The following is a 23,553-nucleotide window of genomic DNA, read 5'->3' as shown; positions in this document are numbered from 1 at the left end:
GGCATATTTAACCTAAAAGAGTATCTGTGGCTTTGCCTAAAGCAAATCGGCTAAAATCCCGCAAGGATTTTCAGGCAGTTTTCCGGGAAGGAATTCGGCGTAATGGCTCTTATCTAACATTGAGAGCCTTGAAGCCGTTGTATTCAAGAAAACCTTCTTTGGACACTGCCACTCAGACTACACAACCAATTGAGTCAGTGCATATATCCAGCATACGCATTGGCATTTCTATAAGCACAAAAGTCAGCAAAAGGGCAGTGGTTCGCAACCGAATCAAACGGCAAATTACTTCTGCTTTATATAGTTTGCTGCCCAGATTAGCGCCAGGATGGCGATTAGTGTTCATTGTCAAACCTACAGCAGCAGAATCTAAGTGCGTAAGCCCACAATTTCTGCAAGAATTAGAGCAGTTGTTGGCACAAGCTGAGGTGTTCGATGGGAATTCGTGAAGATGTTTATTATGAAGGTGGTCCCCATATTGGGGATTTAATTGTCAACGTGCTAATTGGGCTAACCATTGTCGGGATACCATTAACAGTTGGGGCAATTGTCAGAGCATTGTGGCTGCGTTTCCGCATCACAGATCGCCGAGTTACCGTAATCGGAGGTTGGCAGGGGCGCGATCGCACTGACATAATTTACTCAGAAATTGTCAAAGTTGTCACAATCCCCCGTGGCATTGGCTTGTGGGGAGATATGGTACTAACCCTAAAAAACGGCAGTCGTCTCGAATTGCGTGCAATTCCCAAATTTAGGGAAGTCTATGACTACATTAATGAAAGAATTGCTGCGAAAAATCCCGAATATACGGTAGCTGCTAATAAGTGATGGGAGTAGGGAATAGGGAATGCAGAATTTGCTCAGATAAAATACAAAATTCAGAACTTCGCACTTACCAAAAAATACATACCACTCCCTACTTCCCTACTTTTGGCATGTGCGGCTATCCGTAGCTAAGGGTAGTCGCACATAATTTATGATTTAGATAAATTAGATTCAGTTAGTTTACAGTACCTCAGGTTGAATTCAGAATAATGGATTTTGGTATCGGCTTTCTCTCGAACAACGTGATGCTGCCAATCATAGATTTCTTCTATGGTATTGTGCCTAGCTACGGATTGGCGATCGTTGCTTTGACATTGATAGTCCGCTTCGCGCTCTATCCCCTGAGTGCTGGCTCAATTCGCAACATGCGGAAGATGCGAATTGTACAACCTCTGATGCAGAAGCGGATGGCAGAAATTAAAGAGCGCTATAAGGATGAACCGCAAAAGCAGCAAGAGGAAATGGTCAATGTTCAAAAAGAATTTGGCAACCCCTTAGCAGGCTGTTTTCCGTTATTAGTGCAAATGCCGGTTTTATTAGCGCTGTTTGCCACTTTGCGGGGTTCGCCTTTTGCCAGTGCCAACTACAGCGTTAACTTGCAAATCCTTCCCGCAGAACAAATCGAGCAAATTCAACCCCAAGCCTTTGCTACTGCTCCCCAAAATATTTATGTTGCAGATGGGGAACACGTGAAAGTAGCTGCAATCCTTCCCAGTGGTAACAAACTAGCTGTGGGAGAACAAACTAAGATCCAATATCAGACTGTTGAGGGCAAACCATTTCAGGTACTTTTAGCAGAACACCCAGAAAATAAGCTAACTCCTGATTGGAAAGTCACTAAAGGCGAAGATCGGATAAAAATTGATGCTGATGGCAATGTAGAAGCCTTGCAGCCAGGAGAAGTTAGCATTCAAGGAACAATTCCCGGACTAGCAGCAGAAAAAGGCTTTCTATTCATTGATGCTTTAGGCAGAGTTGGCGCACAAGATGCAGATGGCACAATCCACTGGGATATTGTTGCCATGATCGTCTTCTTTGGAATCAGCCTTTATGTTAGCCAAATGCTTTCTGGGCAAAATTCCAGTGGTGGCAATCCGCAGCAAGATACAGTTAACAAAATCACTCCAGTCATATTTTCTGGGATGTTCTTGTTCTTCCCCCTACCAGCCGGGGTGCTGATGTATATGGTGATTGGTAACATTTTCCAAACTGCACAAACTTATCTTCTCTCACGCGAACCTCTACCAGAAGAACTGCAAAAAATTGTAGAAACTCAAGAGAAAGAAACAACAGTCATCGAACAAAAAGCATTGCCATTTGAACCGAAAAGTTCTAAGAAGAAGGCTACAGGGGGATCATGAGCAATATTTCGATGCAGCGAGGTCAGCAGTGGTTAAAAACCCTGCTGGAACTCACTGGGGTACCTGCTGAGATTCAGGGTTATTTAGAAACTACCCAATCTCAAGACAGCGATTCCCCAGAACCAGATAATTACTGGTTGACAATCGATCAAACTAATTTGACGACAGAACAAATCCAGATATTAATTGGTACTGATGGTTCTGTGCTAGATGCGATTCAGTATCTAGCAAATTCGGTTTTAAACCTGAGCCAACCCCCAGAGGAACAAGCCTCTTACACTATTGAGTTGAATGGCTACCGGGTCAAAAGAGAAGCTGAAATTCGCGCATTAGCAGAAGCAGCAGCCGATGAAGTGCGCTTTTCTGGTAAAGAAGTGGAAATTAAATCCCTCAGTTCTGCTGAAAGGCGACAAATCCATACCTTCTTGAAGGAATTTGGAGATTTGGAAACCTTTAGTCGCGGTAAAGAACCGCATCGTCATCTGGTTGTGCGACCAGCTTCGTTGGAAGAAGTTAGGGGTTAGTAGAAACGCGATTAATCGCGTTTCTACAGGAGTTAAGAGTTAATTGAAAGCTCAATATAATTTCCAAATTTCTCTTGTTCCTAAAAGCTAAAATAAAGATGTAGTATCAGTATTATTGCTGGTAATGACCATTAATTTTCGTGAGGATGTCTCACAAATCCTATGGACGCAATTTATATTCCGCAGCTAACTAAAGCCCCGGAGCGGACAGAGGAAGTTCAGGTTAAGGAATTTCTGCCTGGTCTGGAAACGTTGACACCAGTTCGCGGTCATGTGCGTGTGCAGCATCATGGCACTTACCTGGAAGTGTCCGCTCAGGCAGAAACAATTATTACTTGTACCTGCAACCGATGCTTACAGCAATACAATCGCCGCTTAGGACTTGATACTAAAGAAATCATCTGGTTAGACGAAACTGTAAATCAAGCAAATGACTTGCCCTTAGAGCGGGAAGTAATTATGGAAGAGTTGCTTGAAAGCCTGCCACCTGATGGTTATTTTTATCCCAACGAATGGCTGTATGAGCAGATGTGCTTGGCAGTACCTCAGCGTCAATTGTGCGATCGCAATTGTCCAGGCATTCCTGTAAGTAGTACAGTTGATACTTCTGATGATAGTCCTGCAACTCCAGTCGATAACCGTTGGGCTTCTCTGGAAGCTTTGAAAAAGCAACTTCCAGGATAGTAATTTGATAATTCCGTCAGACTTAAATCTGGGGCTAGACGAACTAAGCCTGTCCATACAGGCTTATTGTTTTATATTTTATTAGGTATAATATTTTTATTTAAAAAATATCAGAAATTGTTGTATTTTATCAATTACTAAAACTCAGTAAATTAGAAGATTTAGCAACTATTGCTTAAACTAATATTAAATAAGTCATTTCTCACTCATTATGTAATAAAAATTTTTATTTTTTTTATAAATTACTACTTTATAATGTTTAAACTAAAAATTTATCAGTTAATACTATTAAAGCTTGTTTTGTTAAACTACTGATTAATTAACTTCCAATACAAAGATCGTATAATGAAGACTTTTGACTGGGAAAGTCGTATTAGAGAATGGAGCCGTCAGCGAATAGAAGCACTCGAAGAGTATGAGCAGGAAGAGTTAGCTCCAGAAGTTATTGAATCTGGATCTCTATGCTATCCAGGTGCAAATGAAGAAGAAATTTCTGCTACCGAAGCTAGATTAGGTGTAACCTTGCCGCCTTCTTACAGAGAGTTTCTCAAAGTTTCTAATGGGTTGCATTCTACTTCAAAGTGTGACATCAGATTTTATTCAGTTGAAAAAATTCAGTGGTATATTTTAGATAGAGAAACCTATATACATCGTTTAGTAGAACTGCACCAGGATTTGGAACCAGTACCAGATGAAGAATACTTTATTTACGGTGATGAGCAATCTTATCTTCGTGTAGAACATCTACAAACGTGTCTAGAAATTAGTACTGAAGACTATCAGATGATTTTTTTACTTAATCCTCAAGTTATTACAAGTGATGGTGAGTGGGAAGCTTGGTATTATGATTCTAAATATGGAGACGCACAAAGACATCCATCTTTTGGTCAAATGATGGAAGAAATATTAAACGATCCAGAATTTTTACCATAAACTACGCGAAACCCAACCCCCTGAACCACAAGAGGAAAGGTTTTCCAGATATCGTGAAAAGTCAGACCAATTATTCAGTTTGGTTATTTTCTTCTTTCATTTGTTCTAACAATAGACGAAATGAAGAATTCGAAGTATAGCCATTTATATTTATTCCTCTTGCTTTTAACGTCTGCAATAGTTTCGAACGAATATAAAATTCTGCTGTTTTACCTATATGAATTAAAGCGTCAATTATCTCTTTATTCCACTTACCAAGTTTTGTAAAAGCATCAACGCATAAGTAGTGAGTATATTCATCGGAACTTTTATATATTAAATCAATTAGAGCATTAACAGCGTCTCTATTACCTTTTGCAATAATTCCTAAACTATAAGCAACATACTGACGAGTATGTTCTTCTTCAGTTATTTGTGCCAAACTTATTAGACTAGTAATTGCATATTGATTACCAACAGCAATTTTTGCCAAATTCTGAGCTGCTATCCTGCGGGTAGGTATACGAGCAGTGTTAAGTTGCTCAATCAAAGTTTGGATAACATCATTATTATCAGTACCAATTTCGCTCAAACTTTGAATTGCTGCCCAGCGAGTTGGTTCATCAATTGTAGTGCGTGCTACATGAATCAAGGCAGCTATGACATCCGGGTTATTAGCACCAAGAAACCCCAAATGTTTAGCAGTCTGTTTAAGAACAGCGTTATCTTGACTTGTGCGTAGTTGCTGAACGAGAAAATCAATATTGTATTGTTCTTGCTGGTTACTCATTGGCTTTCTGAACCAAGAAAGTTGTACATTGCGTTCAAGATAAACTAACCAATAACAGCTATATATGAACTTCCGTGAAGAGTTTAAATTACTGCTACGCGCCCGCTACCCCTTGATTTATATTCCCACATACGAAGAGGAGCGGGTAGAAGCAGCTATCCGAGAAGAAGCAACTAACCAAGGTAATCGCCCAGTATATACTTGGGATTTTGTCGATGGCTATCAAGGAAACCCCAATGATGTTGGGTTTGGGCGACGTAACCCGTTGCAAGCTTTAGAATTTATCGAAAAATTACCAGCTTCCGCACCTGCGGTATTGATTCTCCGAGATTATCATCGCTTTTTAGATGATGTAGCGATCGCCCGCAAACTCCGCAATCTGTCCCGACTCCTCAAGTCGCAACCAAAAAATATTGTCCTACTGTCGCCACGCATCGCCATTCCTGACGATTTAACGGAAGTGCTGACAGTCGTCGAGTTTCCCTTACCCGCCGCCGCAGAAATTAAAACTGAGGTGGAACGTTTACTCCAAAGCACTGGTAACTCCCTTTCTGGCAAAGTATTAGATGATTTGGTGCTATCTTGTCAAGGACTTTCGATGGAAAGGATTCGCCGAGTTTTAGCAAAAGCGATCGCTACCCACGGCGAATTGCAGCCAGAAGACGTGGATCTCGTTTTGGAAGAAAAGCGCCAAACTATCCGCCAAACCCAAATCCTGGACTTCTACCCCGCCACTGAGCAAATTTCTGATATTGGCGGACTGGATAACTTGAAAGACTGGCTGATTCGGCGGGGAGGTTCATTTACTGATAAGGCCCGACAGTACGGATTACCGCACCCCCGTGGTTTAATGTTGGTGGGTATTCAGGGAACTGGTAAATCGTTAACAGCAAAAGCGATCGCTCATCACTGGCATTTACCCTTGCTACGTCTGGATGTGGGCAGGTTATTTGGTGGTTTGGTGGGTGAATCAGAATCTCGAACTCGGCAAATGATCCAAGTAGCCGAAGCCCTCGCTCCCTGTATTTTGTGGATTGATGAAATAGATAAAGCCTTTGCCGGACTTGGTAGCAAAGGTGATGCAGGAACAGCCAGCCGTGTGTTTGGTACTTTTATTAACTGGCTAGCCGAAAAAAGCTCACCTGTTTTTGTCGTCGCCACTGCCAACGACATCCAAGCCCTACCGCCGGAAATGCTGCGTAAAGGGCGATTTGATGAAATTTTCTTTGTGGGATTGCCCACCCAAGAAGAGAGAAAAGCAATTTATGATGTTCATTTATCCCGATTGCGCCCCCATAACTTGAAAAGTTATGACATCGAAAGGTTAGCTTATGAAACGCCCGATTTTTCCGGGGCCGAGATTGAGCAAACTTTAATTGAAGCGATGCATATTGGATTTAGCCAAAACCGCGACTTTGCTACTGACGATATTTTAGAAGCAGCAAGTCAGATCGTACCCTTGGCGCGAACTGCTGTAGAGCAAATTCAGCAACTCCAAGAATGGGCGGCGGCTGGCAGAGCGCGTTTAGCGTCGAAACATAATCCTTTAAGCGAACGCCTCCGGCGCACTACGTGAACGCTTCAACAGTAGCTACAATAATGAGTTAGTTAATAATTGCTAGTCAATGGTCAACAGTGAATCATGAATTACTATTGACTATTGACTATTGACCACTGGCGATCGGGTTTTAACTATGTTGTCTGGCTTAACAAAATTTATACTTGGGTTTTTCTTAGCGATCGCTGTACTAATAGGTGGCGGCGCTGCAATTGCACTCTATTTTATGAATCGCACCGGCATACCCCCTGCCAAACCTGTTTATTCCAACGATAGTCCCTCAGTGAAAGCCCAAGCTCCAAAAGGAACTGAGCTTGGAGGAGCTAAACCCAGCTTGACACCTGGGACATCTACTAAATCGTCTCCAAGCTCAAGCCCCACTCCCACAGCATCACCAAAGCCTACCCCATCACCAAAAGCATTGCCATCGGGAGCTTACCGAGGGCGTGTTAGTTGGGCTGAAGGCTTGAGTTTGCGATCGCAACCAAATCAAGAGGCTGAAAAAATTGGTGGGGTTGCTTTTAATCAAAAAATTATTATTTTAGAAGAAAGCGAGGACAAGGGTTGGCAAAAGATCCGTTTGGAAGATAGCGAACAAGAAGGTTGGGTGAAAGCAGGTAATACTGAAAAAGTTGATGAACAAAAGCCTGAAAAACCAGAGGATACACAAAAAACAGAGCAATAAAAATTCCATAAATAAGTTTTGTTGCTCTGGAACCGTGATGGCTCTTTTAATTTTTCTCCCTTGTTTCTCCCTTGTTTCTCCCTTGTTCAGAGCAGTTCCCCTACCTCCTGCTTCTTCTGAGAAATTACTTGTAAAGAATCATACAAATAACAAACATGACACAGAGAAAACAGTATAATCTTGTATGGTCATAACTTGAAAAAAAGCAAGTGAAAACAGGGGTAGATAGCTATTTAACCAAGCTTGCCTCAGTCTATGAGGCATCTGAAAGCGTCAAGGTTGTTCCTAACGTAGCTAATTTCAAATTTTTGAATTGGAAAAAGTTATCTAGCGGTGCGGCGATGCGTCTTTTGTCTGCGGCAATAATTACGGGGCTTCTGAGTATCGCAGGGCAATCTTTGGCACTTCAAAAAATTGGAAGTAATGGGTCGGAAGTTACTAGTAGCCAGAGGTGTTTAAAAAAGTTAGGCTACTTTAACGGCCCAGTGAGTGGTAAGTTTGCTAGTCTGACTCAAAACGCTGTCATTAAATTTCAGCAAGCGAACAGAATACCTGCTGATGGGGTTGTGGGTATTAATACGCAACAAGCCTTACAGCGAGCATGTCAAAGTAGAACTTCTAGTAGCGCATCGCGTAGGCGCAGCACAACCCAGGCATCGCCAAGTGGTCAATATCCTGTTCTCTCCCAAGGCAAAACTGGTGCAGCCGTCACAAGGTTACAACAGCGTCTGCGGCAGTTAGGCTACTTGAATGCCAATGCCACAGGGACTTTTGGCCCAATGACTAGAGATGCTGTGATCAAATTCCAGCGAAATTATCGCATAGCTGCGAACGGAATTGTAAATCGACAAACTTGGAACGCACTACTAGGTTCGTCTCCGACTCAGACTAGATCGAGTCTCTCAACTCAACAAGTGAGAGAACTACAAGGGCGCTTGCAGCAGCTAGGTTATTTTAATACTAGTCCTACTGGGAAGATTGGCCCAATGACTAGAGATGCTGTAATCAAATTCCAGCGAAATTACCGCCTACCTGTTAACGGCATTGCCAATGCTCAAGTTTTAGATGCAGTACGTAGAGTCTCAACTGGTGGATCTATTACTCAACAACCGAGCAGAGATTATCTGACTCTAGGCGATCGCGGAGATAATGTCGCATTAGTTCAAGAGCGTTTATCGCAGTTGGGTTTCTCTAATACCAATCCTGATGGCTTTTTCAGCGATTCCACCAAAGAAACCGTGATTGCATTCCAGCAATATTCTCGACTTAATGTTACTGGAAATGTAGATTGGCAAACTTGGCAAGCATTAGGGTTAGATAGCTCAACTGGGGGCAATTATACTGAGGCTAATGGCTCTGTATTACCTGAAACTCGCTATCTAGTACCTGTTAATACTGGCTATGCTACACCTGAAAATAATCGCTATGTATTACCTCCTGCTACTGCCTATGCTGTACCAGGGACTAATGGCAACACATTAGTTGCTAGTAATCCTTACAGAGTAATAGTGCCAATTTCGAATAACGATACTCTGAGTAAGGTACAACAATATATACCCAATGCGGTTACAGAGCAATCCCATCTAGGGGATTATGTGAATGCTGGAGCATTTAGCGATCGCGCACAAGCCGAAACCCTAACGAAAATGCTTCGCTCCTATGGTCTGGATGCACGGGTAAAATTCAATTAAATTGATAAACTCAACTGCGAACCTTCTTGAGTTTTATTCACCTCAATCCGGGCTTGGAAAGCTTCTTTGAGGTGTGGCATGTGGGTGACAGTGAGGATGCAGGCAAAATCGGAGGCGATCGCATTAATCGCTGCAATCAAGCGATCGCATCCTTCGGCATCCTGTGTACCAAAACCTTCATCCACAATCAACAATTGCAACGCCGCCCCTGCCCGTTGCGCTAATAATTTCGCCAGGGCTAAACGGATGGCAAAGTTAATTCTAAAGGCTTCTCCACCAGAGTAAGTTTCATAAGATCGCGTTCCTCTAGAATCGGCGATTAAAATATCTAGGGTGTCTATCAGCTTGGCATTTTTCTTGGTTGATTTAGCACTACGTCCAGCTTTTTGAGTAATAAATTGTACATGAAACTGATTCCCACTCAACCGCGAAAGTAGTTGATTTGTTTCGGCTTCCAGTTGCGGTAACACATTCTCAATCATCAGTGCTTGGATACCATTTTTACCAAAAGCTTGCGCTAATTCCTGATAAACACGATACTCCTGCTTACAAGATTGTAATTGCTGGTGCTGTTGTTCGTACTGAATTTGCAGCGTTTCCAGTTGAAGCGCCAGCTGTTCCAAACGCCCTAATTTGGCAATTTGCTCATCGAGTTGCCGTCTGCGGATTGCTAACTGCTGCTCTAAAGCTTGAATTTGGGCAGATGGGTTAGCTGTTGCTTGTAATTGCTGGATAATGCTTTCAATTTGGCCGCCAAGTTTTTGCCGCTCCGTTACTCTGGCGCTTCTGGATTCCTCTAACTCTTGCAATCTCGTCTGGAGTTGGGGATACTGCTGCTGGGCTGATAGCAGTTGTTGATACCGCAAATGCCAGGATTGAGCTTGGCGGACAGCTATACGCAGATTGTTGTGCTGCTCGGAACTGTAGCCAATTTCGGTAATGTGACGTTCAAGAGCCGCAATTTGTTTAGCACATTCAGAATCAGTCTGATCCTGCTGGATTCTGACTTGTAATTGAGCAATTTGGGATTGTAATTCTGGTTTTCGGGCTAATAGTTGCGCTTGTCGCTTAGTAGCATCTTTAATCTGCCCTTGTTTAATTTCTGCCCATCGCCACCGCTCAACTTCACTCCGGGCGAGGGCGTGGTCTTGTTCATTATAATTAGCTTGTTGCAGATATTGGTCTAACTGCCGGAGTTCGGCTTGTTTATCGGGAGCGTAATCACCAGCTTGGAGCGATCGCTCTAAATGTTGTTTTTCAGCAGCAATTTGTTGTAACTGTTGTTGCACATCAGTTGTCGCTTCTAACTGTGCGGCCAACTGTCCTCGCTGTTCGCGTAAACCATCGTAACTCGCTAATTGTTGGGAAATTTCCCGATATTCCTGCCTAAGCACCTGTATTTCTCTGTCTGATACAGCCATTTGTTCCCGCACTACCCAAAACTGCCCTTGGGTATCCTCTAACTCAGCCTGGGTTTTTTCCACCACTCGGCTCCAGTGATGTTCGTCTAAAGGACGTTCGCACAATGGACAAAGAGCTTCAGGATTTTGGAGCATTTGTAATTTCTGCTCTAATTCTCCCAGTAGCTTTTCATAGTCACGTTGATGAGCTTGCAGACGTTCGATAAAGTGTCGCCTTTCATGCCCTTTTTCCTGCACTCGTTGCAGATAAACCCGCTTTTTCTCCAGTTCCTCAATCTGGATTGCTACATCCATCACGGCTTGTTGCAATTGCGGTTGGCGGTGCTGCTGGCGTTGCAATTGGTTCTCAGTACTTTGGAGTTGTTCGAGTCGCGCTACTAAACCAGCATGAGTGCGATCGAGTTGGCTTTGTAAAGTTGCTCGTTGTTGCAACAACGGAGTCACTTGCATTTGCAGTTGATCCAGACGAGCAACATGGTGACGGGCTGCGGCTAATTGTGACAAAGCAGCTTCTACTTCACCTGATTTAGTTAGAGTTTGCTGAATATCTCGCTCTTGTTGGTGCAAAGCTTCTAACTGCGCTTGGGCTTGTTGCAGTTGCCGTTCGATTTCGTGAATTTGTTTGGTAAGGTGTTGTTGCTTTTGTTGGCGAGTCTGTTGGGCGCGGGTGTATTCTTCAAATTTGGCAGCAAAGGCTTCTTCTTGAGATTGTAGACTTTGATATTGGGTGTATCCAGCTTTAATTTCAGCTTCTTGGTGTAGTATTTTTTCTAAATCTGATAGCTGAGAGCCAATAGCTGATTGTTCTTGTTGGAGGCGATCGCAATCTTGGGTAAGATTTTGGTATTGCTGCTTCACAAAGCTGAGTTGTTGTTCCCAATTTTGGCGCTGGTGCTGGACAACTTGCAAACTTTGTAATTGAATATTATCAAAAGCTTGTACTTGTTGCAGTTGATTGAGTTCGGCTTCTAACTCGACTCTTTGCGCTTCGGTTGTCTCGCGTTGTTGCAACTGAATTTTAATCGACTCTAAAGAACGCTCTAACTCTACTGCTCGCGCTTTGAACTGACGAGAAGATTCCTTTGCTCGTTCTTCCAAATCATCATACTGATTGAGTTTCAATAACTCTGCTAAAATTTCTTTGCGTTCCGTGGGGCGCTTGAGCATGAACTCATCTGCACGGCCTTGACGTAAGTAGGCAGAGTTAATAAAAGTATCGTAATCGAGCTTGATGTGTTCTAAAATCAAATCTTGGGTTGCTCTTACCCCTTTGCCAGTAAGTGAGCGAAACCCAGATGGGATTTCTATTTGAAATTCAAGAACGCTAGTACCTCCCCGAATTCGGGTACGAATCACCCGATATTTTTGCTGGTTACTTTGAAAAGTAAAATCAACCCGAACTTCTTTCGCGCCAGAATAGATGACATCATCTTCAGCAGTGGCACGGCTTTCACCCCAAATTGCCCAAGTGATTGCTTCCAGAAGCGAGGATTTACCCGCACCATTGGAACCCGAAATACAAGCCGTATGCAAACCACGAAAATCTAAAGTTGCATCACGGTAACTAAGAAAGTTTTTGAGGATAAGTTGTACTGGGATCATTCAGGCTATAGCGCCACATCTACTTTTAATAATTAACAGTACAGATGCACTGTTTGTTAGTTTAGCTATCTAGATATCAGGTTTCTAGTCTTGAAGACTTCAATTTTACAAAAATTAACAATAGTTTGAGTAAATTTTTCTTGCTGCATAAAAAAGTTTTGCTATCTTCGGAGAAAAATGAAACTTCCGCAGAAGCTTATCGTTATTTCTCCCTATCGTCTGAGATGAAAACATTTATAGAATATTTGTTACAAGAATTGAGATACAAACAAAGCCCACCTCCGTAGGCTAAGAGTAAATTAAGGTTTTTTAACCCACCTCCGTGGGTTTTACCTGTGTAGACGCGGTTTCTAACCGCCGATTTCACGTTAAGTTGACACCAATTCAGAATACTGTCTACCCTACAAATTTTGATGATCCGAGTTCCGAACACGAACGGCCGAGTTCCGAACATGAACTTCCGAGTTCCGAACATGAACTTCCGAGTTCCGAACATGAACTTCCGAGTTCCGAACATGAACTTCCGGGTTCTGAACACGAACGGCCGGGTTCCGAACATGAACGGCCGAGTTCTGAACATGAATTTCCGAGTTCTAAACACGAATTTTCGAGTTCTAAACACGAATAGCCAAGTTCATAGCCACGATATCAAGCAAAATTTTTACCTACTGTGAGCAACGGCAGAGGAACCCACCCCCAGGAACTCGAACAAAATTGAAATGAATCTCACTGCCTATGGTGACAGTAAAGTAACTCAAGTAGGGCAGTTAAATGCAGAGCAGGTTCAGATTATTGTTGCCGATATAAGACCATTTCTAGAGCGATCGCAACAAATCATTAAAGGAATATCTATGAAAGTTGTGGGATTAATTACTTTCATTCATGCTTATGGTTGGAGTCCAGAAAAATTGCATTTTCAATATCCACATTTGAGAATGAGCCAGATTTATTCTCCTTTAGCTTATTATTGGGAACATAAAGAAGAAATTGATGCTGATATGTAGCAACGTTTTGAGTATGCGGAAAGATTACGTTTAGAAACAGGAGAATCTGCATTAGCAAAAAGACTCCGTGCAGAAGGGTTAATTAAATTAGCGTTGCTCTTTATATTGATGAAAAAGTCATTTGAGCCATTATTGTCTAAAGAGCAACTTTAGAATTTACGCATTCTCTCGTCGTCAGCGATCGCTACTTTAACTTCTCTATGCATACAAGTATCCTTGCATATAGGCAAACTATCATCTAGAAAAATCTGGAAGACCGCTCTTATGGGTTCCTATCAATGATAATTTTAAGCATTGGGAACCCCTAAAAATCAGAGTTTATGAACGTAGCCGACGATAAAACGATTGTTCGTGAGTATTTCAATTCCACAGGCTTTGACCGTTGGAAGCGAATCTACGGCGATGGCGAAGTCAACAAAGTCCAACTAGACATTCGCAATGGACACCAGCAAACTGTGGATACAGTTCTCGGCTGGTTGAAGGCTGATAACAATTTACCAGAGCTATCAATCTGCGATGCTGGGTGTGGTGTTGGTAGTCTCAGCATCCCTCTGGCGGTAGATGGTGCCAAAGTCTATGCGACTGATATTTCTGAAAAAATGGTGGAAGAAGGCAAGGATAGAGCCAAGCAAACCTTGGGAAATGATGAAAATCCCACTTTTGCCGTGCAGGACTTGGAATCGTTGAGCGGTAGTTACCATACCGTTATTTGCTTGGATGTTCTCATCCACTATCCTCAAGAAAAAGCCGATGAGATGATATCTCATCTCTGTTCTTTAGCACAGTCACGGATAATTCTCAGTTTTGCGCCAAAGACCTGTGCCCTGAGTATACTCAAGAAAATTGGCAGTTTCTTTCCCGGGCCAAGCAAAGCGACTCGTGCATATTTGCATCGTGAGGCTGATGTGGTAAGAATCTTGGAAAGTAATGGCTTTTCATTGCAACGAAAGGCGATGACGAAGACTCGCTTCTATTTTTCTCGCTTACTGGAAGCTACACGCAAGTAGGATAAATATTATTAGTCTGTCAAATTTAATTTGATAGTTTCGTAGTTTGCACTTTAGCGAAGACAGCGCAAACTACGAACAAGCCGTACCTTTCGGTTGTTTTTTGACAGGCTACCACTAGCAAGGTAGGCAAAAATTTCGTTACAAAAGCTAAAAAACCATCGGAGGGAGTAGATCGAGATAGTAGAACCTTTGCGAAAGTCAGGTTAAAATCGCTAGCAAAGTTCAAATTTGAAGTGGAACTATGAAAACTGCTGAAAAATTGGCTGCCGGTTGGCTACTGACATTCGGATTCATGTTTGTAATGCTATCAGCAGCAGAGGTATTTAATAAAACGACTATGGAAAAATCAATTACGCTACCCTTATCCTGGGATGGCTCGATTGAGTTTGCAGCACCAACAGATACCCCTGTAATTGATAATAATGCGGTAGAACATCTAATTTTTGGCGTTCCTAGCCTAACACTGGGCACATGGTTAACATTAGGATTATACCGTCAAAGCCGGCAAGAGAAAAAGGCGCTTAATCAACAAGTTAGCGATCGCCTGCAATCGATTTTTTATGGGATGCTACAAGAAAATCATGGGCGTGTAACTGTTTTAGGCTTTGCAATGAAGTCACAACTACCCGCAGCCCACGCTAGACAGTATTTAGACGAAAAAGCTAAAGAATTCAATGCAAACTTTAAGGTGAACGAAGAAGGGGCCGTATCATATCATTTTGATGTTTAATTGTCATTAGTCATTAGTCATTTGTCCTTTGTTAATGACCAATGAATAATGACTAATAATTAACTTACGGCTAGGTCTAATGACGCAGATTTTTTTGAGCATAGCTGCCATTTTAGGCGGTTTATCAGTTGCTGCTGGTGCTTTTGCTTCCCATGCCTTGCGGGAAAAAATTAGTGAGCGATCGCTAGAAATTTTTGAAACTGGCGCTCGTTACCAAATGTATCATGCTCTGGCACTTTTTCTAGTAGCAATACTAATTAGTCGCACTGAGTCCCCTCAACCCACTCTCATCGCTAGCGGATGGCTGTTTCTCGCTGGCATTGCTATTTTCTCAGGTAGCTTGTATGCCATTAGCTTAACTGGTATTAAGTCCTTGGGAGCGATCGCACCACTAGGCGGTGTAGCCTTTCTCGCTGGTTGGGGTACCTTAGCTTTTGCTGCTTGGAATTTAAAGTTGTAAAAAAGTTAGAAATTAATAGTTAAGGGAATGCCAAAAAATAAATTATCCGATATTTGTAGGGTGCCTTTAGTTTATATATCGCGGTGTATTACCTGCTTATATTTAATACATCCTACAAATTGGATATTTTTTTAGTTGGAAGTCATGAAAGTAAGAAAAATATTTTCAAACAAGATTTACAAATAAAACTTATTTCCGTAATTTTACATTAGTTCTCAGGCGTACTAGCAAATTATGTAAAGCCGCATTCGCTGAAGGTACTTCAGGTAATCGGCTAGATTCGTATACTTCCTGCAACTTATGACGCAGACGTTCATATTCTATTTGATGAAAATCTACATTAACATTTGACACAACAGATTTTTCTTTACCTGCTATCTTTTGGGTAATTAAATCGTGAATATATGGTAAATTGAAAACCTCATTTAATTTCATTAGGTTAGCTTCGACTATACCTGTTTGCATCAAATAAATCCCTGTCAATAAAACTCGATAAACATAAAGCAAAGGCTTTAACCGATACGTGCGTTCATTTTCAAAAAGTTTCCATTGTGTTGCTGCAAAACCAATATAATGGTAATAATGGTTACGGGTAATGCAACCTTTGGCAATAAATTTTAATTCCTCGGCTTCGGGTGAAGTTGTTAATACTAAAGGTGAGTATAGTTGTTCTAATACGTAGCCATTTTTTTTAAGCAGCATCAAAAAGAATTTTTTGACATCATGAGTTACTAAATCAATTTCTAAAGCTTCGCGAATTTCTGAAACTTCAATAGTTTCATTCCCAGTTTCTAATCCTACAACTTCTTCAACTGGTAAAATATGCACCCCACGCAAGTCATAATCAGAATCAGGTGACGGAAAACCATATAAGTGGGAACCACTAATGATGGCGAATAAAAGCGGGTAAGGCTGTTGCCCAATAATTGTGTTAATAAAAGGTGGAATATTCATCATGTGCCGTTTACTTGCTTACCTTGGTTCGCCTGTTTCTTTAGAGCATCTTTTGTATAAACCAGAACACTCACTCATCGTTCAGAGTTATAAACCCCGCGAAATGACTTCTGGGGCAGTAAATGCAGATGGTTTTGGTGTGGGTTGGTATCATAGCCAAAAAGATATCGAACCATTTACTTACAAAAATACGCTACCTATTTGGAATGACATAAACTTGCTCAGTCTCAGCCGTTACATTGAATCCAAGTGTGTACTTGCTTATGTCCGCAGTGCTACATCCGAACAAGCCGTAGATTTTGCTAACTGTCAGCCTTTTAAACATCAACAACAGCTATTTATTCACGATGGAAGAATTGAAAATTTCCATAAAACATTACACAGAAAAATCCGTAGCACTTTAACTCAAGATTTTTACGAAAAAATTAATGGCAATACTGACTCCGAACACATTTTTGCATTGTTACTTTCACAAAGTCAAATTAACAAACATCGGCCTCCAGAGTATGCTTTACGTACTACATTATTAACACTATTAGAGATGGCAAAGCGCTATCAAGTAGAAGCTTCAATCAATGTAATATTTAGTGACGGACATCGCCTGATCGCTTCTCGATTTGCTACAACTTCTCTGGCTCCATCTCTTTATTGGGTTCGAGACGATCCTACTTTTTCAAATTCTGTAATTATTGCATCTGAACCTCTATTTATAGGTAACTGGAATGCTTTTCCAGAAAATAGCATAATTACTGTGGGAGCAGACTGTGAGATCCAAATCGAGCAAATTTAGGAAAAAAGAGGCTATTTTTCAAACCTTATTTAAGCTATCCCCTGCACTACCTACTGATTGATGCGTGTGCAGGTATGTTGGAAAGTAGCGCGAATCAGCTATTAGGGGATTATCCTTTATTTCAATGTGAATTTTGCACTAAGTGAGACTATTCTCACCGAAATCTCCCCCAAATTTGACCTCGATACTATCAAGCAGTAACTCACTGCATAAAGTTTATTATCTCTTCAAGTATAAACAGATCCAAATCAATGGTTTGGTTTATTGCTCTTTCAAGTGCAAGCATAAAGTAAATCAGGGTATGCCTCACATATATAGCGGTTCTCAGTTGAGTTCAATATAGACCCTAGCCCCAACCTTTGTTGTGTTGAGGGATAACACTCAAATCTTCTCTTCTTTTAAAAGAGAAAAATGGAAGTGAGACCACAGAGTATATTGCATACAAACGAGAACCGCTATGGATGAGATTCTTCTCACCCCAGCAAAAGAGAACAATTAGAATCTCTGTTGCTGGAGTCATATTTTCACTAAATAAAGTTGAACATCCTGTAAATATTACCCGTTGATTATTGCTGCATCGAAGGTGTGGGAAAAATTCTGCTGAATATAGGAAGCCGTGGCTTTGGCTTTGTTGCAGTTATATTTGCATTAGCAGCAGAAGAGTTATTGCTTACCTCAGAGAGGATAGTTGGTTTGTTATTAGTAGAATTGGCAGAATCACTCAATGGAATAGCCGAAGGTGAATTTGAAGATACGGAACTAATATTCTCAGTATTTTGATTGTTGGGCTTTACCGGAGTTTGACCTTGACATGGAGTAATCATCAAAGTCGAAGTTGTTCCTAATGCCAGTATGAGTATATGAGAAAAATATTGTTGCATGGAGATTTGCAAAATGGGTTGGTAAATATTCAACTTTTCAAGGAGTTGTGCTTGCTCCTAGTTAGAAATAAACCGTAGCTTTAGGATGTAAATTATGGCAATTTTTCCTACAAAACCGGCTTATCGGGTTTTATAAGTGAATGAATACTAGAACTTACTAGTAAATTAATTATCTAAAAAAGCTTAAGCGTACCGAATTAAATACCCTATAAGTTAAGGATGATGTAAATTTCTCTTTAATAAAAAGAGAATGGGTATTTAAAGACTGCTGAATCAGTCTGTTAGAGAGTTAGCAAATAGATACACCTGAAATAGCTGACGTTTTTGTTATCAACTAAGCCAGCACAACCATTTATACTTTAGTTGTATTTGACCTATTACTAAAAGAGGAATACTACTGATTTTTTAATAAAGCTAGTTTATAAGAAATCAACTCTAAAGTCGCATATTTAAGTAACTAAAGCAGAAAGTATATGAATTTTTAATAAAACCTGAGCTTTATGAAGTAGCTTCTGTAAATAAATACGTGTATACGTTCAGTAATAGATACTATTCGTTTATCTCCATACATCCTAAAGCCGCATCCCTTTTGTATCAGAGGGACTAGCTAGCAATCAAGTGATAATTTTTTGAGCTTATGTTGAGATTTTAAGCTTTACGATCCCACCTGAAACTTTCAGAGCATCTGAGGATTCTTACAACTTAGACTAGACTTCTCTAGTTAGGAATAACGATACCCACGCCCCTATTTTTCTGGAAATATATGAGATTTAGAACCTTCAAATATCCTTTCGCGCTCATGCTAGTCAGCTTCAGTTTTTTGCAGACGGCTGATGCTCAAACTCCTGTAGCTGAAATCTCCAAGCTATCTCAAGAAGTTTCTGTACTTCGGAAACAAGGACCAAACGGGTTACAACTATTTCTCAAATCTCATAGGAATACGCTAAGTATTAATTCTTCAGATGCAGTTCTACCTTCTCCTGCACTTCGGGTAGCTTTAGACGAACTCTGTCAACAACGAGATTGTTATGCCTCTCGCCTGTACTGGTACACTGACATAGAACAAGCTAAAGCTGCTGCTAGAACTAGTGGTAAACCTATTTTATCTCTGCGGTTGCTGGGCAGACTGGATCAGGATTTGAGTTGTGCCAATAGTAGGTTTTTCAGGGTAGCGCTGTATCCTAATAGTGAAATTTCTAAGCTGCTTCAAGACCACTTTATTTTGCACTGGCAATCGGTGCGTCCTGTACCCAAAGTAACTATTGATTTTGGCGATGGACGCAAGTTGGAGCGGACAATTACAGGCAATAGCATTCACTATATATTAGATGCATCGGGTCGTCCAATCGACGCAATTCCAGGATTATATAGTCCCAAAGCATTTTTACTTCAGTTAGGAGTTATGTAAAAATAAATTGAACAATTAACTGACTACTTTGGGTTTGATAATATAGTTCCACTCACCATGAAAAGAATTTCGTTCGATTGCGATAGTATCAAGCTCTTGGTCTGTAACCTTGATTCCCGTTTTGTAGAGATTTGGATCTAATCTAGCTTCAACTTCTAATCCTTGTGTGGTGGTAGTATTGCGAATTAGATTAATCACAACTTGCAAGCTAGTTAATGGTCTGCCTCGCCAGTTTTGGGTAATGTGACAAAACAAGCGATGCTCAATCTTATTCCATTTACTTGTGCCTGGAGGAAAATGACACACATGAATAGTTTTACCAGTATCAGTTGCTAATTCTTGTAACTTCAATTTCCACAATCGTGAGCGATAACTATTGCTACCACCGCAATCAGCCGTAATCATTATATGCTCACTGCTGGGATAAACTTGTTTACCCATTGAGTACCACCAATGACGAATAGACTCGACTGCAAACTCTGCGGTATCGTGGTCAATGCCAACATTTACCCATCCTTGATTTGAGGTTAAGTCATAAATTCCGTAGGGAATTGCCTTGCCCAACTTGGGGTCAACAAAATCATGCATTTTCACCTCAATTGGCTGTTCCTTTTCACACCACTCGGTTCCAGAATTTTTAAAATCTCCAATTAATTCTTTTTTTTTGTATCAACTGAATTACGGGTTCGTTCTGGGATTGAAAGTGCAAGACTTGGTTGGAAATATGTAAAAACTGATCATCTCTATCTGGATGAGATGAGCCATCACGGGTTTTACGATTTGATTGTAAGCTGTAGCCAAGCGATTCAAGTAAGTTATAAACACTTTTAGGACTAGTCCTATGTCCCCCAATGTTTAATGCCGCAGCCAGTTTCACAACACTTTTAGAAGTCCATTTTAGAGGAGATTCTGGGTCTCCCAGTGTCACTGGTTCAATCAGCGATTCTAAATCTGATAGCAGCATTGCGTCTTTTTCTTCAAGTAGTTTACGTCCAGCACCTGACGAACGAATTCGATTACTATCATCATTCGAGGTTTTTTCCCCCGAAGCGTCTAACAATAACCGTATCCCAGCATGGATTGTAGTCCGGGATAGTCCAGTTGCGAGCGCAACCTGACTCACGCCTCCCCAGCCCAGGCTTCGGGCTTCAATTGCTGCCCAAATACGCCGTGTTTTCTCATTCAAATAAGGCGATAACGAATCGTACTTGTCTTGAATGCTTTCTACTACCTGCTTATCAGACATATAAGCCTTTAATTCGGTTACATTCTGATCATCTTACCATTCAGCAAATTGTTCAAGTTATTTTTACATGATGCCTTACAGCAGGCTGAAGTAGCGGTAAAAAATTATAGCAAACTTGCAAAAAGCGATCGCGAGGCTTTTTTAAGAAAATACCACAGCGATCGTCTAAACTCTATCCAAGCCCAATGGGTTGCAGATTTATCCCGTCTGGGTATCCAGTCTCCCCCTAAGTTGGTGAAAGTTCCGAGCAATCCCAGTCAGCCACCTACGGCAGAAAGAGCAAGTTCTTTAGCAGTTTCTAAGATGAGAGTTGAAACGCCAATGCTGAGTGCTTTTCAGTCTGATGCTGAACGGAATCAAAATGCTTTAGCTGAAATTACCGACCAGGAAGTCTGGAACAAAATCGCTCAACTCTATGCCACCGATGTCAAGCTAGATCAAAATAGTATCTCTTTAATCAGAGCTAAAAAGTCTCAGCCTGCCAAGACGAAAGAAGATAATTTGTCGATAATAGTGAAAAAATTTGAAACCACAATGGCTTTAGATACAGTCAGAAATGAGTATATGCTACACAGCCAAATTCATCAATGGTTTATGCAAGGAAAGCAAACAAGCAGTGTGGAAGCCCTAAATGAGCAAGTATACGCCCAACTATTTTTAACTCCTAGTTCTGACCCCTGGTTAGGGCTTTTCCCCAGCGATAGCTACAGCGCCATTGATAATGATGGCATCCGTTAAGTTAATACAGCAGATTTTAGGTATTTACACCACAACTGAGACAGGGAGTTGAGAATAGGACAGTGCAGTTCAATTACTTCAAAAGCGCTGTAAATTGAAGCAAATAAAAGGGAGTGACGAGATTTTATAGTATTGACACCTCACCCATCACTCCTTATAACTTGCGCGTTGATTAGCTGTTACGCATTGTTAAATTACATCAGCTGACTGCTTCATTTATCCTCTAACTAAAGAGGCGGATAATTGTTAAGTTGTTATGTGATTTTCTATACGCATATTTTTAATTTACCAAACAGAATTCAGTAATTAGAATTCCGTTTGGTATTTTATATGACTGGCAGACTTCAGTTTTCTTTTGCTTGTGCTACAGAATTCCATAATTGATTTTAAGATCGGAAGACTTTGATTCCTAACTTTTTACAGAAGGTTGAAAATCTTAATCTTGTTATCTTGTTGTGAAGTTTGTTACCAATCAATGTATTCATAAGCATAAACAAACTTAACTTAGATTATATGTCTTTGGTAGTAGTGGCTTGATTCTTGTGATGGAAGTCGGGGAAAATATTATTAGTTATTGTAGGTAATATTGAAAACAATTATCATTAACACTAAATCATTCATTGGGGGAATGACAAAGTAGCTTAAACAATAGTGAGAAATTCAGTTTGAGAACGAGGTTTTTCTGGTTATGCTGTCTTATCTAATTTGTCTACTAGTCATAATTTTTACTGACTTATTAGTTTGGTGATAAATGAGCCTAATTTTAGGTCACCAAATTGGGACCTCCTATTGCTCGTATTGGCTGATTTTACCGAATTGTCCCACCAAAGGTAGACGTAATAACTAGAACAATACCGTAGACTTAATAGTAATAAATAATACAAATGCTTATAAGTGTCAATAAGACACTTCATAATTTCTTATTAGTAGATTTTTTTTGCTCAACCTCTGCAAACAAGTAGCGGTGATTTAAGGTGAACATAGAAAAATTTATCCAACGTACAGAAATATTGCACAAGCGTTTAGCAGATTTATACCAAACCGCTAGTGTATTACCTTGGATTCCAACGGATCTACAGCCGCAAGCTTTAAAGGAACTCCATAACACTTTAAAGATAGTACAGCTAGCGGCACAAGAACTGTATCAGCAAAATGAGGAACTATTAGAAACACGAAATTGGCTAGAAGCAGAACGCCAACATTATCAAGAATTATTCGAGTTTGCGCCTGATGCCTATTTAGTGACTAATACAGAAGGAATCATTCAAGAAGCTAACCATACCGCAGCGAGGTTACTCAATGTTTCAAAGCATTTTTTGGTGGGTAAACCAATGATGAACTTTGTTCCTCTAGGAGAACGTCAACAGGTTCGCTGCGAACTCATCCAATTATCTGAATCAGATAGAGTTAAAGAGTTATTGGTACGCTTGCAAAAACGTCATAGTGAGTCCTTTGATGCAGCTTTGACAGTGAAAGTTGTCCGCAATCAGCAAGGTAAGGCAATCTCTCTGCGCTGGATGGTGCGTAATATTAGTGATCGTCAGTATTTAGAATCAGGAATAGTCAAGAATGACCGCGACTTGTTCAAAGATCGCCCCGTACATAAATATTCTAAAGGAGAAACTATTTCCCTTAACCCATTAGTAATTTTTTATGTTTGTCAGGGTTTAGTTAAACTTAATACCTACTGTGAAACGGGTGAAGAAGTTTTAATAGGATTGGCAACAGCAGGAATGGTTTTTGGCTCTAGTTTAACATCTCTTAATATTTACCAAGCAACAGCCCTTTCGGATGTCGATCTGGTGTCAATTTACTCGGCAGAGATCGCAAATTCCCCAACTCTGAGCCATATCCTTTTACCAAAAATGAATCAGAGGTTACAGCAAACAGAATCTTTTCTAGCCATTTCTGGAAGGCGACGAGTACAAGAGCGCTTGCAGCATCTATTACAACTTTTGAAGCAGGAAGTTGGTGAAGCTGTGCCGGAGGGAACTCGCCTAAGTGTTCGCTTCACTCACGAAGATTTTGCTAGCGCTTGCTGTACCACTAGGGTAACAATTACACGATTGCTCGGTAAATTACAAGAAGAAGGGATAATTAGTTTTGACTTAAAAAAACACATGATATTGAAAGATTCTGATTAATTACTTATGGGTAATTTGTTATGGGAATTAACTTTGTAGGTTACAAAAACGCAACGTGCAGGTCTAACCCGCACTTCGACAAAGCTCAGTGACCACCGTAGGCATTGCAGAATTTAAAAATGTACCCAAAATAAT

The 23,553-nt window shown here is 40.7% G+C and carries 20 protein-coding genes and 2 pseudogenes; 18 read left to right on the top strand and 4 right to left on the bottom strand.

What is annotated here, in order from left to right:
- The first annotated feature begins 26 nt into the window (after nucleotides 1-26).
- The 6 genes from rnpA (at nucleotide 27) to NPUN_RS08020 (ending at nucleotide 4,327) form a co-directional block, all read left to right on the top strand.
- Nucleotides 27-449: a ribonuclease P protein component gene (gene rnpA / locus NPUN_RS08045; RefSeq protein ID WP_012408290.1), complete on the top strand. Its 423-nt coding sequence runs from the start codon at nucleotides 27-29 to the stop codon at nucleotides 447-449.
- On the top strand, nucleotides 436-828 hold the full coding sequence (locus tag NPUN_RS08040; RefSeq protein WP_012408289.1) for a PH domain-containing protein: 393 nt from the start codon (nucleotides 436-438) through the stop codon (nucleotides 826-828). The genes rnpA and NPUN_RS08040 overlap by 14 nt, the downstream gene beginning before the upstream one ends.
- Nucleotides 829-1,034: 206 nt before the next feature.
- Nucleotides 1,035-2,186, top strand: a complete 1,152-nt coding sequence (gene yidC, locus NPUN_RS08035) for a membrane protein insertase YidC (RefSeq protein WP_012408288.1) — start codon at nucleotides 1,035-1,037, stop codon at nucleotides 2,184-2,186.
- Nucleotides 2,183-2,710: a Jag family protein gene (locus tag NPUN_RS08030; protein ID WP_012408287.1), complete on the top strand. Its 528-nt coding sequence runs from the start codon at nucleotides 2,183-2,185 to the stop codon at nucleotides 2,708-2,710. The genes yidC and NPUN_RS08030 overlap by 4 nt, the downstream gene beginning before the upstream one ends.
- Before the next feature lie 162 nt (nucleotides 2,711-2,872).
- Nucleotides 2,873-3,394 carry a YceD family protein gene (locus NPUN_RS08025; protein ID WP_012408286.1) on the top strand — a complete coding sequence of 174 codons (522 nt, stop codon included), beginning with the start codon at nucleotides 2,873-2,875 and terminating at the stop codon, nucleotides 3,392-3,394.
- Nucleotides 3,395-3,739: 345 nt separating this feature from the next.
- Nucleotides 3,740-4,327: an SMI1/KNR4 family protein gene (locus tag NPUN_RS08020; RefSeq protein ID WP_012408285.1), complete on the top strand. Its 588-nt coding sequence runs from the start codon at nucleotides 3,740-3,742 to the stop codon at nucleotides 4,325-4,327.
- Between the two features lie 70 nt (nucleotides 4,328-4,397).
- On the opposite strand, the gene NPUN_RS08015 is transcribed toward NPUN_RS08020, so the two are convergent.
- On the bottom strand, nucleotides 4,398-5,096 hold the full coding sequence (locus NPUN_RS08015) for a HEAT repeat domain-containing protein (protein ID WP_012408284.1): 699 nt from the start codon (nucleotides 5,094-5,096) through the stop codon (nucleotides 4,398-4,400).
- A gap of 64 nt (nucleotides 5,097-5,160) precedes the next feature.
- Between NPUN_RS08015 and NPUN_RS08010 the strand changes: the two genes are divergently transcribed.
- The 3 genes from NPUN_RS08010 to NPUN_RS08000 all read left to right on the top strand — a co-directional run bounded on the left by NPUN_RS08010 (nucleotide 5,161) and on the right by NPUN_RS08000 (nucleotide 9,030).
- Nucleotides 5,161-6,672 (top strand): AAA family ATPase, encoded by a 1,512-nt coding sequence (locus NPUN_RS08010; RefSeq protein ID WP_012408283.1) that lies wholly within the window; start codon nucleotides 5,161-5,163, stop codon nucleotides 6,670-6,672.
- Nucleotides 6,673-6,790: 118 nt separating this feature from the next.
- Nucleotides 6,791-7,339, top strand: coding sequence for an SH3 domain-containing protein (locus NPUN_RS08005; RefSeq protein ID WP_012408282.1), 549 nt, complete (start codon nucleotides 6,791-6,793; stop codon nucleotides 7,337-7,339).
- Nucleotides 7,340-7,548: 209 nt separating this feature from the next.
- The gene (locus tag NPUN_RS08000) at nucleotides 7,549-9,030 is read left to right on the top strand and encodes a peptidoglycan-binding domain-containing protein (protein ID WP_041565262.1); all 1,482 of its coding nucleotides are present in this window, start codon (nucleotides 7,549-7,551) and stop codon (nucleotides 9,028-9,030) included.
- On the opposite strand, the gene sbcC is transcribed toward NPUN_RS08000, so the two are convergent.
- The gene (gene sbcC / locus NPUN_RS07995) at nucleotides 9,027-12,053 is read right to left on the bottom strand and encodes an exonuclease subunit SbcC (protein ID WP_012408280.1); all 3,027 of its coding nucleotides are present in this window, start codon (nucleotides 12,051-12,053) and stop codon (nucleotides 9,027-9,029) included. The two genes, NPUN_RS08000 and sbcC, sit on opposite strands and share 4 nt — an antisense overlap.
- 719 nt (nucleotides 12,054-12,772) lie before the next feature.
- On the opposite strand from sbcC, the gene NPUN_RS42690 reads away from it, so the two are divergent.
- The 4 genes from NPUN_RS42690 to NPUN_RS07975 all read left to right on the top strand — a co-directional run bounded on the left by NPUN_RS42690 (nucleotide 12,773) and on the right by NPUN_RS07975 (nucleotide 15,257).
- Nucleotides 12,773-13,057 carry a DUF433 domain-containing protein gene (locus NPUN_RS42690; RefSeq protein ID WP_063721247.1) on the top strand — a complete coding sequence of 95 codons (285 nt, stop codon included), beginning with the start codon at nucleotides 12,773-12,775 and terminating at the stop codon, nucleotides 13,055-13,057.
- Nucleotides 13,058-13,377: 320 nt separating this feature from the next.
- Nucleotides 13,378-14,064: a magnesium protoporphyrin IX methyltransferase gene (gene bchM, locus NPUN_RS07985; RefSeq protein WP_012408279.1), complete on the top strand. Its 687-nt coding sequence runs from the start codon at nucleotides 13,378-13,380 to the stop codon at nucleotides 14,062-14,064.
- Between the two features lie 244 nt (nucleotides 14,065-14,308).
- The gene (locus tag NPUN_RS07980; protein WP_012408278.1) at nucleotides 14,309-14,797 is read left to right on the top strand and encodes a hypothetical protein; all 489 of its coding nucleotides are present in this window, start codon (nucleotides 14,309-14,311) and stop codon (nucleotides 14,795-14,797) included.
- A 79-nt stretch (nucleotides 14,798-14,876) separates the two neighbouring features.
- A complete protein-coding gene (locus NPUN_RS07975) occupies nucleotides 14,877-15,257 on the top strand; it encodes a DUF423 domain-containing protein (RefSeq protein ID WP_012408277.1) in 381 nt (126 codons plus the stop codon).
- A 189-nt stretch (nucleotides 15,258-15,446) separates the two neighbouring features.
- Here NPUN_RS07975 and NPUN_RS07970 read toward each other — a convergent pair whose 3' ends face one another.
- Nucleotides 15,447-16,214 (bottom strand): nucleotidyltransferase domain-containing protein, encoded by a 768-nt coding sequence (locus NPUN_RS07970; RefSeq protein ID WP_012408276.1) that lies wholly within the window; start codon nucleotides 16,212-16,214, stop codon nucleotides 15,447-15,449.
- On the opposite strand from NPUN_RS07970, the gene egtC reads away from it, so the two are divergent.
- The 3 genes and pseudogenes from egtC to NPUN_RS07955 form a co-directional block, all read left to right on the top strand.
- Nucleotides 16,213-17,001, top strand: a complete 789-nt coding sequence (egtC, locus tag NPUN_RS07965) for an ergothioneine biosynthesis protein EgtC (RefSeq protein ID WP_012408275.1) — start codon at nucleotides 16,213-16,215, stop codon at nucleotides 16,999-17,001. The two genes, NPUN_RS07970 and egtC, sit on opposite strands and share 2 nt — an antisense overlap.
- Nucleotides 17,002-17,586: 585 nt before the next feature.
- The gene (locus NPUN_RS07960) at nucleotides 17,587-17,781 is read left to right on the top strand and encodes a hypothetical protein (protein WP_012408274.1); all 195 of its coding nucleotides are present in this window, start codon (nucleotides 17,587-17,589) and stop codon (nucleotides 17,779-17,781) included.
- 864 nt (nucleotides 17,782-18,645) lie between these two features.
- A pseudogene (locus tag NPUN_RS07955) lies at nucleotides 18,646-19,278 on the top strand (thioredoxin domain-containing protein); the annotation flags it as partial.
- 27 nt (nucleotides 19,279-19,305) lie between these two features.
- On the opposite strand, the gene NPUN_RS07950 reads toward NPUN_RS07955, so the two are convergent.
- Nucleotides 19,306-20,536, bottom strand: a protein-coding gene (locus tag NPUN_RS07950) for an ISAzo13-like element ISNpu10 family transposase (RefSeq protein ID WP_086000591.1) whose coding sequence is annotated in 2 segments (ribosomal slippage) — nucleotides 19,306-19,960 and nucleotides 19,959-20,536 — 1,233 coding nt in all. Because the reading frame shifts where the segments join, the coding sequence is not laid out codon by codon here.
- Nucleotides 20,537-20,590: 54 nt separating this feature from the next.
- Between NPUN_RS07950 and NPUN_RS07945 the strand changes: the two are divergent.
- Both NPUN_RS07945 and NPUN_RS07940 read left to right on the top strand, forming a co-directional pair.
- Nucleotides 20,591-21,274, top strand: a pseudogene (locus tag NPUN_RS07945) (hypothetical protein); the annotation flags it as partial.
- 974 nt (nucleotides 21,275-22,248) lie between these two features.
- Nucleotides 22,249-23,418, top strand: coding sequence for a helix-turn-helix domain-containing protein (locus NPUN_RS07940; RefSeq protein ID WP_012408272.1), 1,170 nt, complete (start codon nucleotides 22,249-22,251; stop codon nucleotides 23,416-23,418).
- The last annotated feature ends 135 nt before the right edge of the window (nucleotides 23,419-23,553 follow it).

Source organism: Nostoc punctiforme PCC 73102 (genome assembly GCF_000020025.1).
Lineage (GTDB): Bacteria > Cyanobacteriota > Cyanobacteriia > Cyanobacteriales > Nostocaceae > Nostoc > Nostoc punctiforme.
The sequence above is the reverse complement of the archived record's forward strand: the minus strand, read 5'-3'. Positions and strand labels throughout refer to the sequence as shown.

Excerpts from the sequence above, each read along its gene's own strand:
- NPUN_RS08040 (WP_012408289.1), top strand. The coding sequence starts at position 436 with ATGGGAATTCGTGAAGATGTTTATTATGAAGGTGGTCCCCATATTGGG.
- yidC (WP_012408288.1), top strand. The coding sequence starts at position 1,035 with ATGGATTTTGGTATCGGCTTTCTCTCGAACAACGTGATGCTGCCAATC.
- NPUN_RS08030 (WP_012408287.1), top strand. The coding sequence starts at position 2,183 with ATGAGCAATATTTCGATGCAGCGAGGTCAGCAGTGGTTAAAAACCCTG.
- NPUN_RS08025 (WP_012408286.1), top strand. The coding sequence starts at position 2,873 with ATGGACGCAATTTATATTCCGCAGCTAACTAAAGCCCCGGAGCGGACA.
- NPUN_RS08020 (WP_012408285.1), top strand. The coding sequence starts at position 3,740 with ATGAAGACTTTTGACTGGGAAAGTCGTATTAGAGAATGGAGCCGTCAG.
- NPUN_RS08015 (WP_012408284.1), bottom strand. The coding sequence starts at position 5,096 with ATGAGTAACCAGCAAGAACAATACAATATTGATTTTCTCGTTCAGCAA.
- NPUN_RS08010 (WP_012408283.1), top strand. The coding sequence starts at position 5,161 with ATGAACTTCCGTGAAGAGTTTAAATTACTGCTACGCGCCCGCTACCCC.
- NPUN_RS08005 (WP_012408282.1), top strand. The coding sequence starts at position 6,791 with ATGTTGTCTGGCTTAACAAAATTTATACTTGGGTTTTTCTTAGCGATC.
- sbcC (WP_012408280.1), bottom strand. The coding sequence starts at position 12,053 with ATGATCCCAGTACAACTTATCCTCAAAAACTTTCTTAGTTACCGTGAT.
- NPUN_RS42690 (WP_063721247.1), top strand. The coding sequence starts at position 12,773 with ATGAATCTCACTGCCTATGGTGACAGTAAAGTAACTCAAGTAGGGCAG.
- bchM (WP_012408279.1), top strand. The coding sequence starts at position 13,378 with ATGAACGTAGCCGACGATAAAACGATTGTTCGTGAGTATTTCAATTCC.
- NPUN_RS07980 (WP_012408278.1), top strand. The coding sequence starts at position 14,309 with ATGAAAACTGCTGAAAAATTGGCTGCCGGTTGGCTACTGACATTCGGA.
- NPUN_RS07975 (WP_012408277.1), top strand. The coding sequence starts at position 14,877 with ATGACGCAGATTTTTTTGAGCATAGCTGCCATTTTAGGCGGTTTATCA.
- egtC (WP_012408275.1), top strand. The coding sequence starts at position 16,213 with ATGTGCCGTTTACTTGCTTACCTTGGTTCGCCTGTTTCTTTAGAGCAT.
- NPUN_RS07970 (WP_012408276.1), bottom strand. The coding sequence starts at position 16,214 with ATGATGAATATTCCACCTTTTATTAACACAATTATTGGGCAACAGCCT.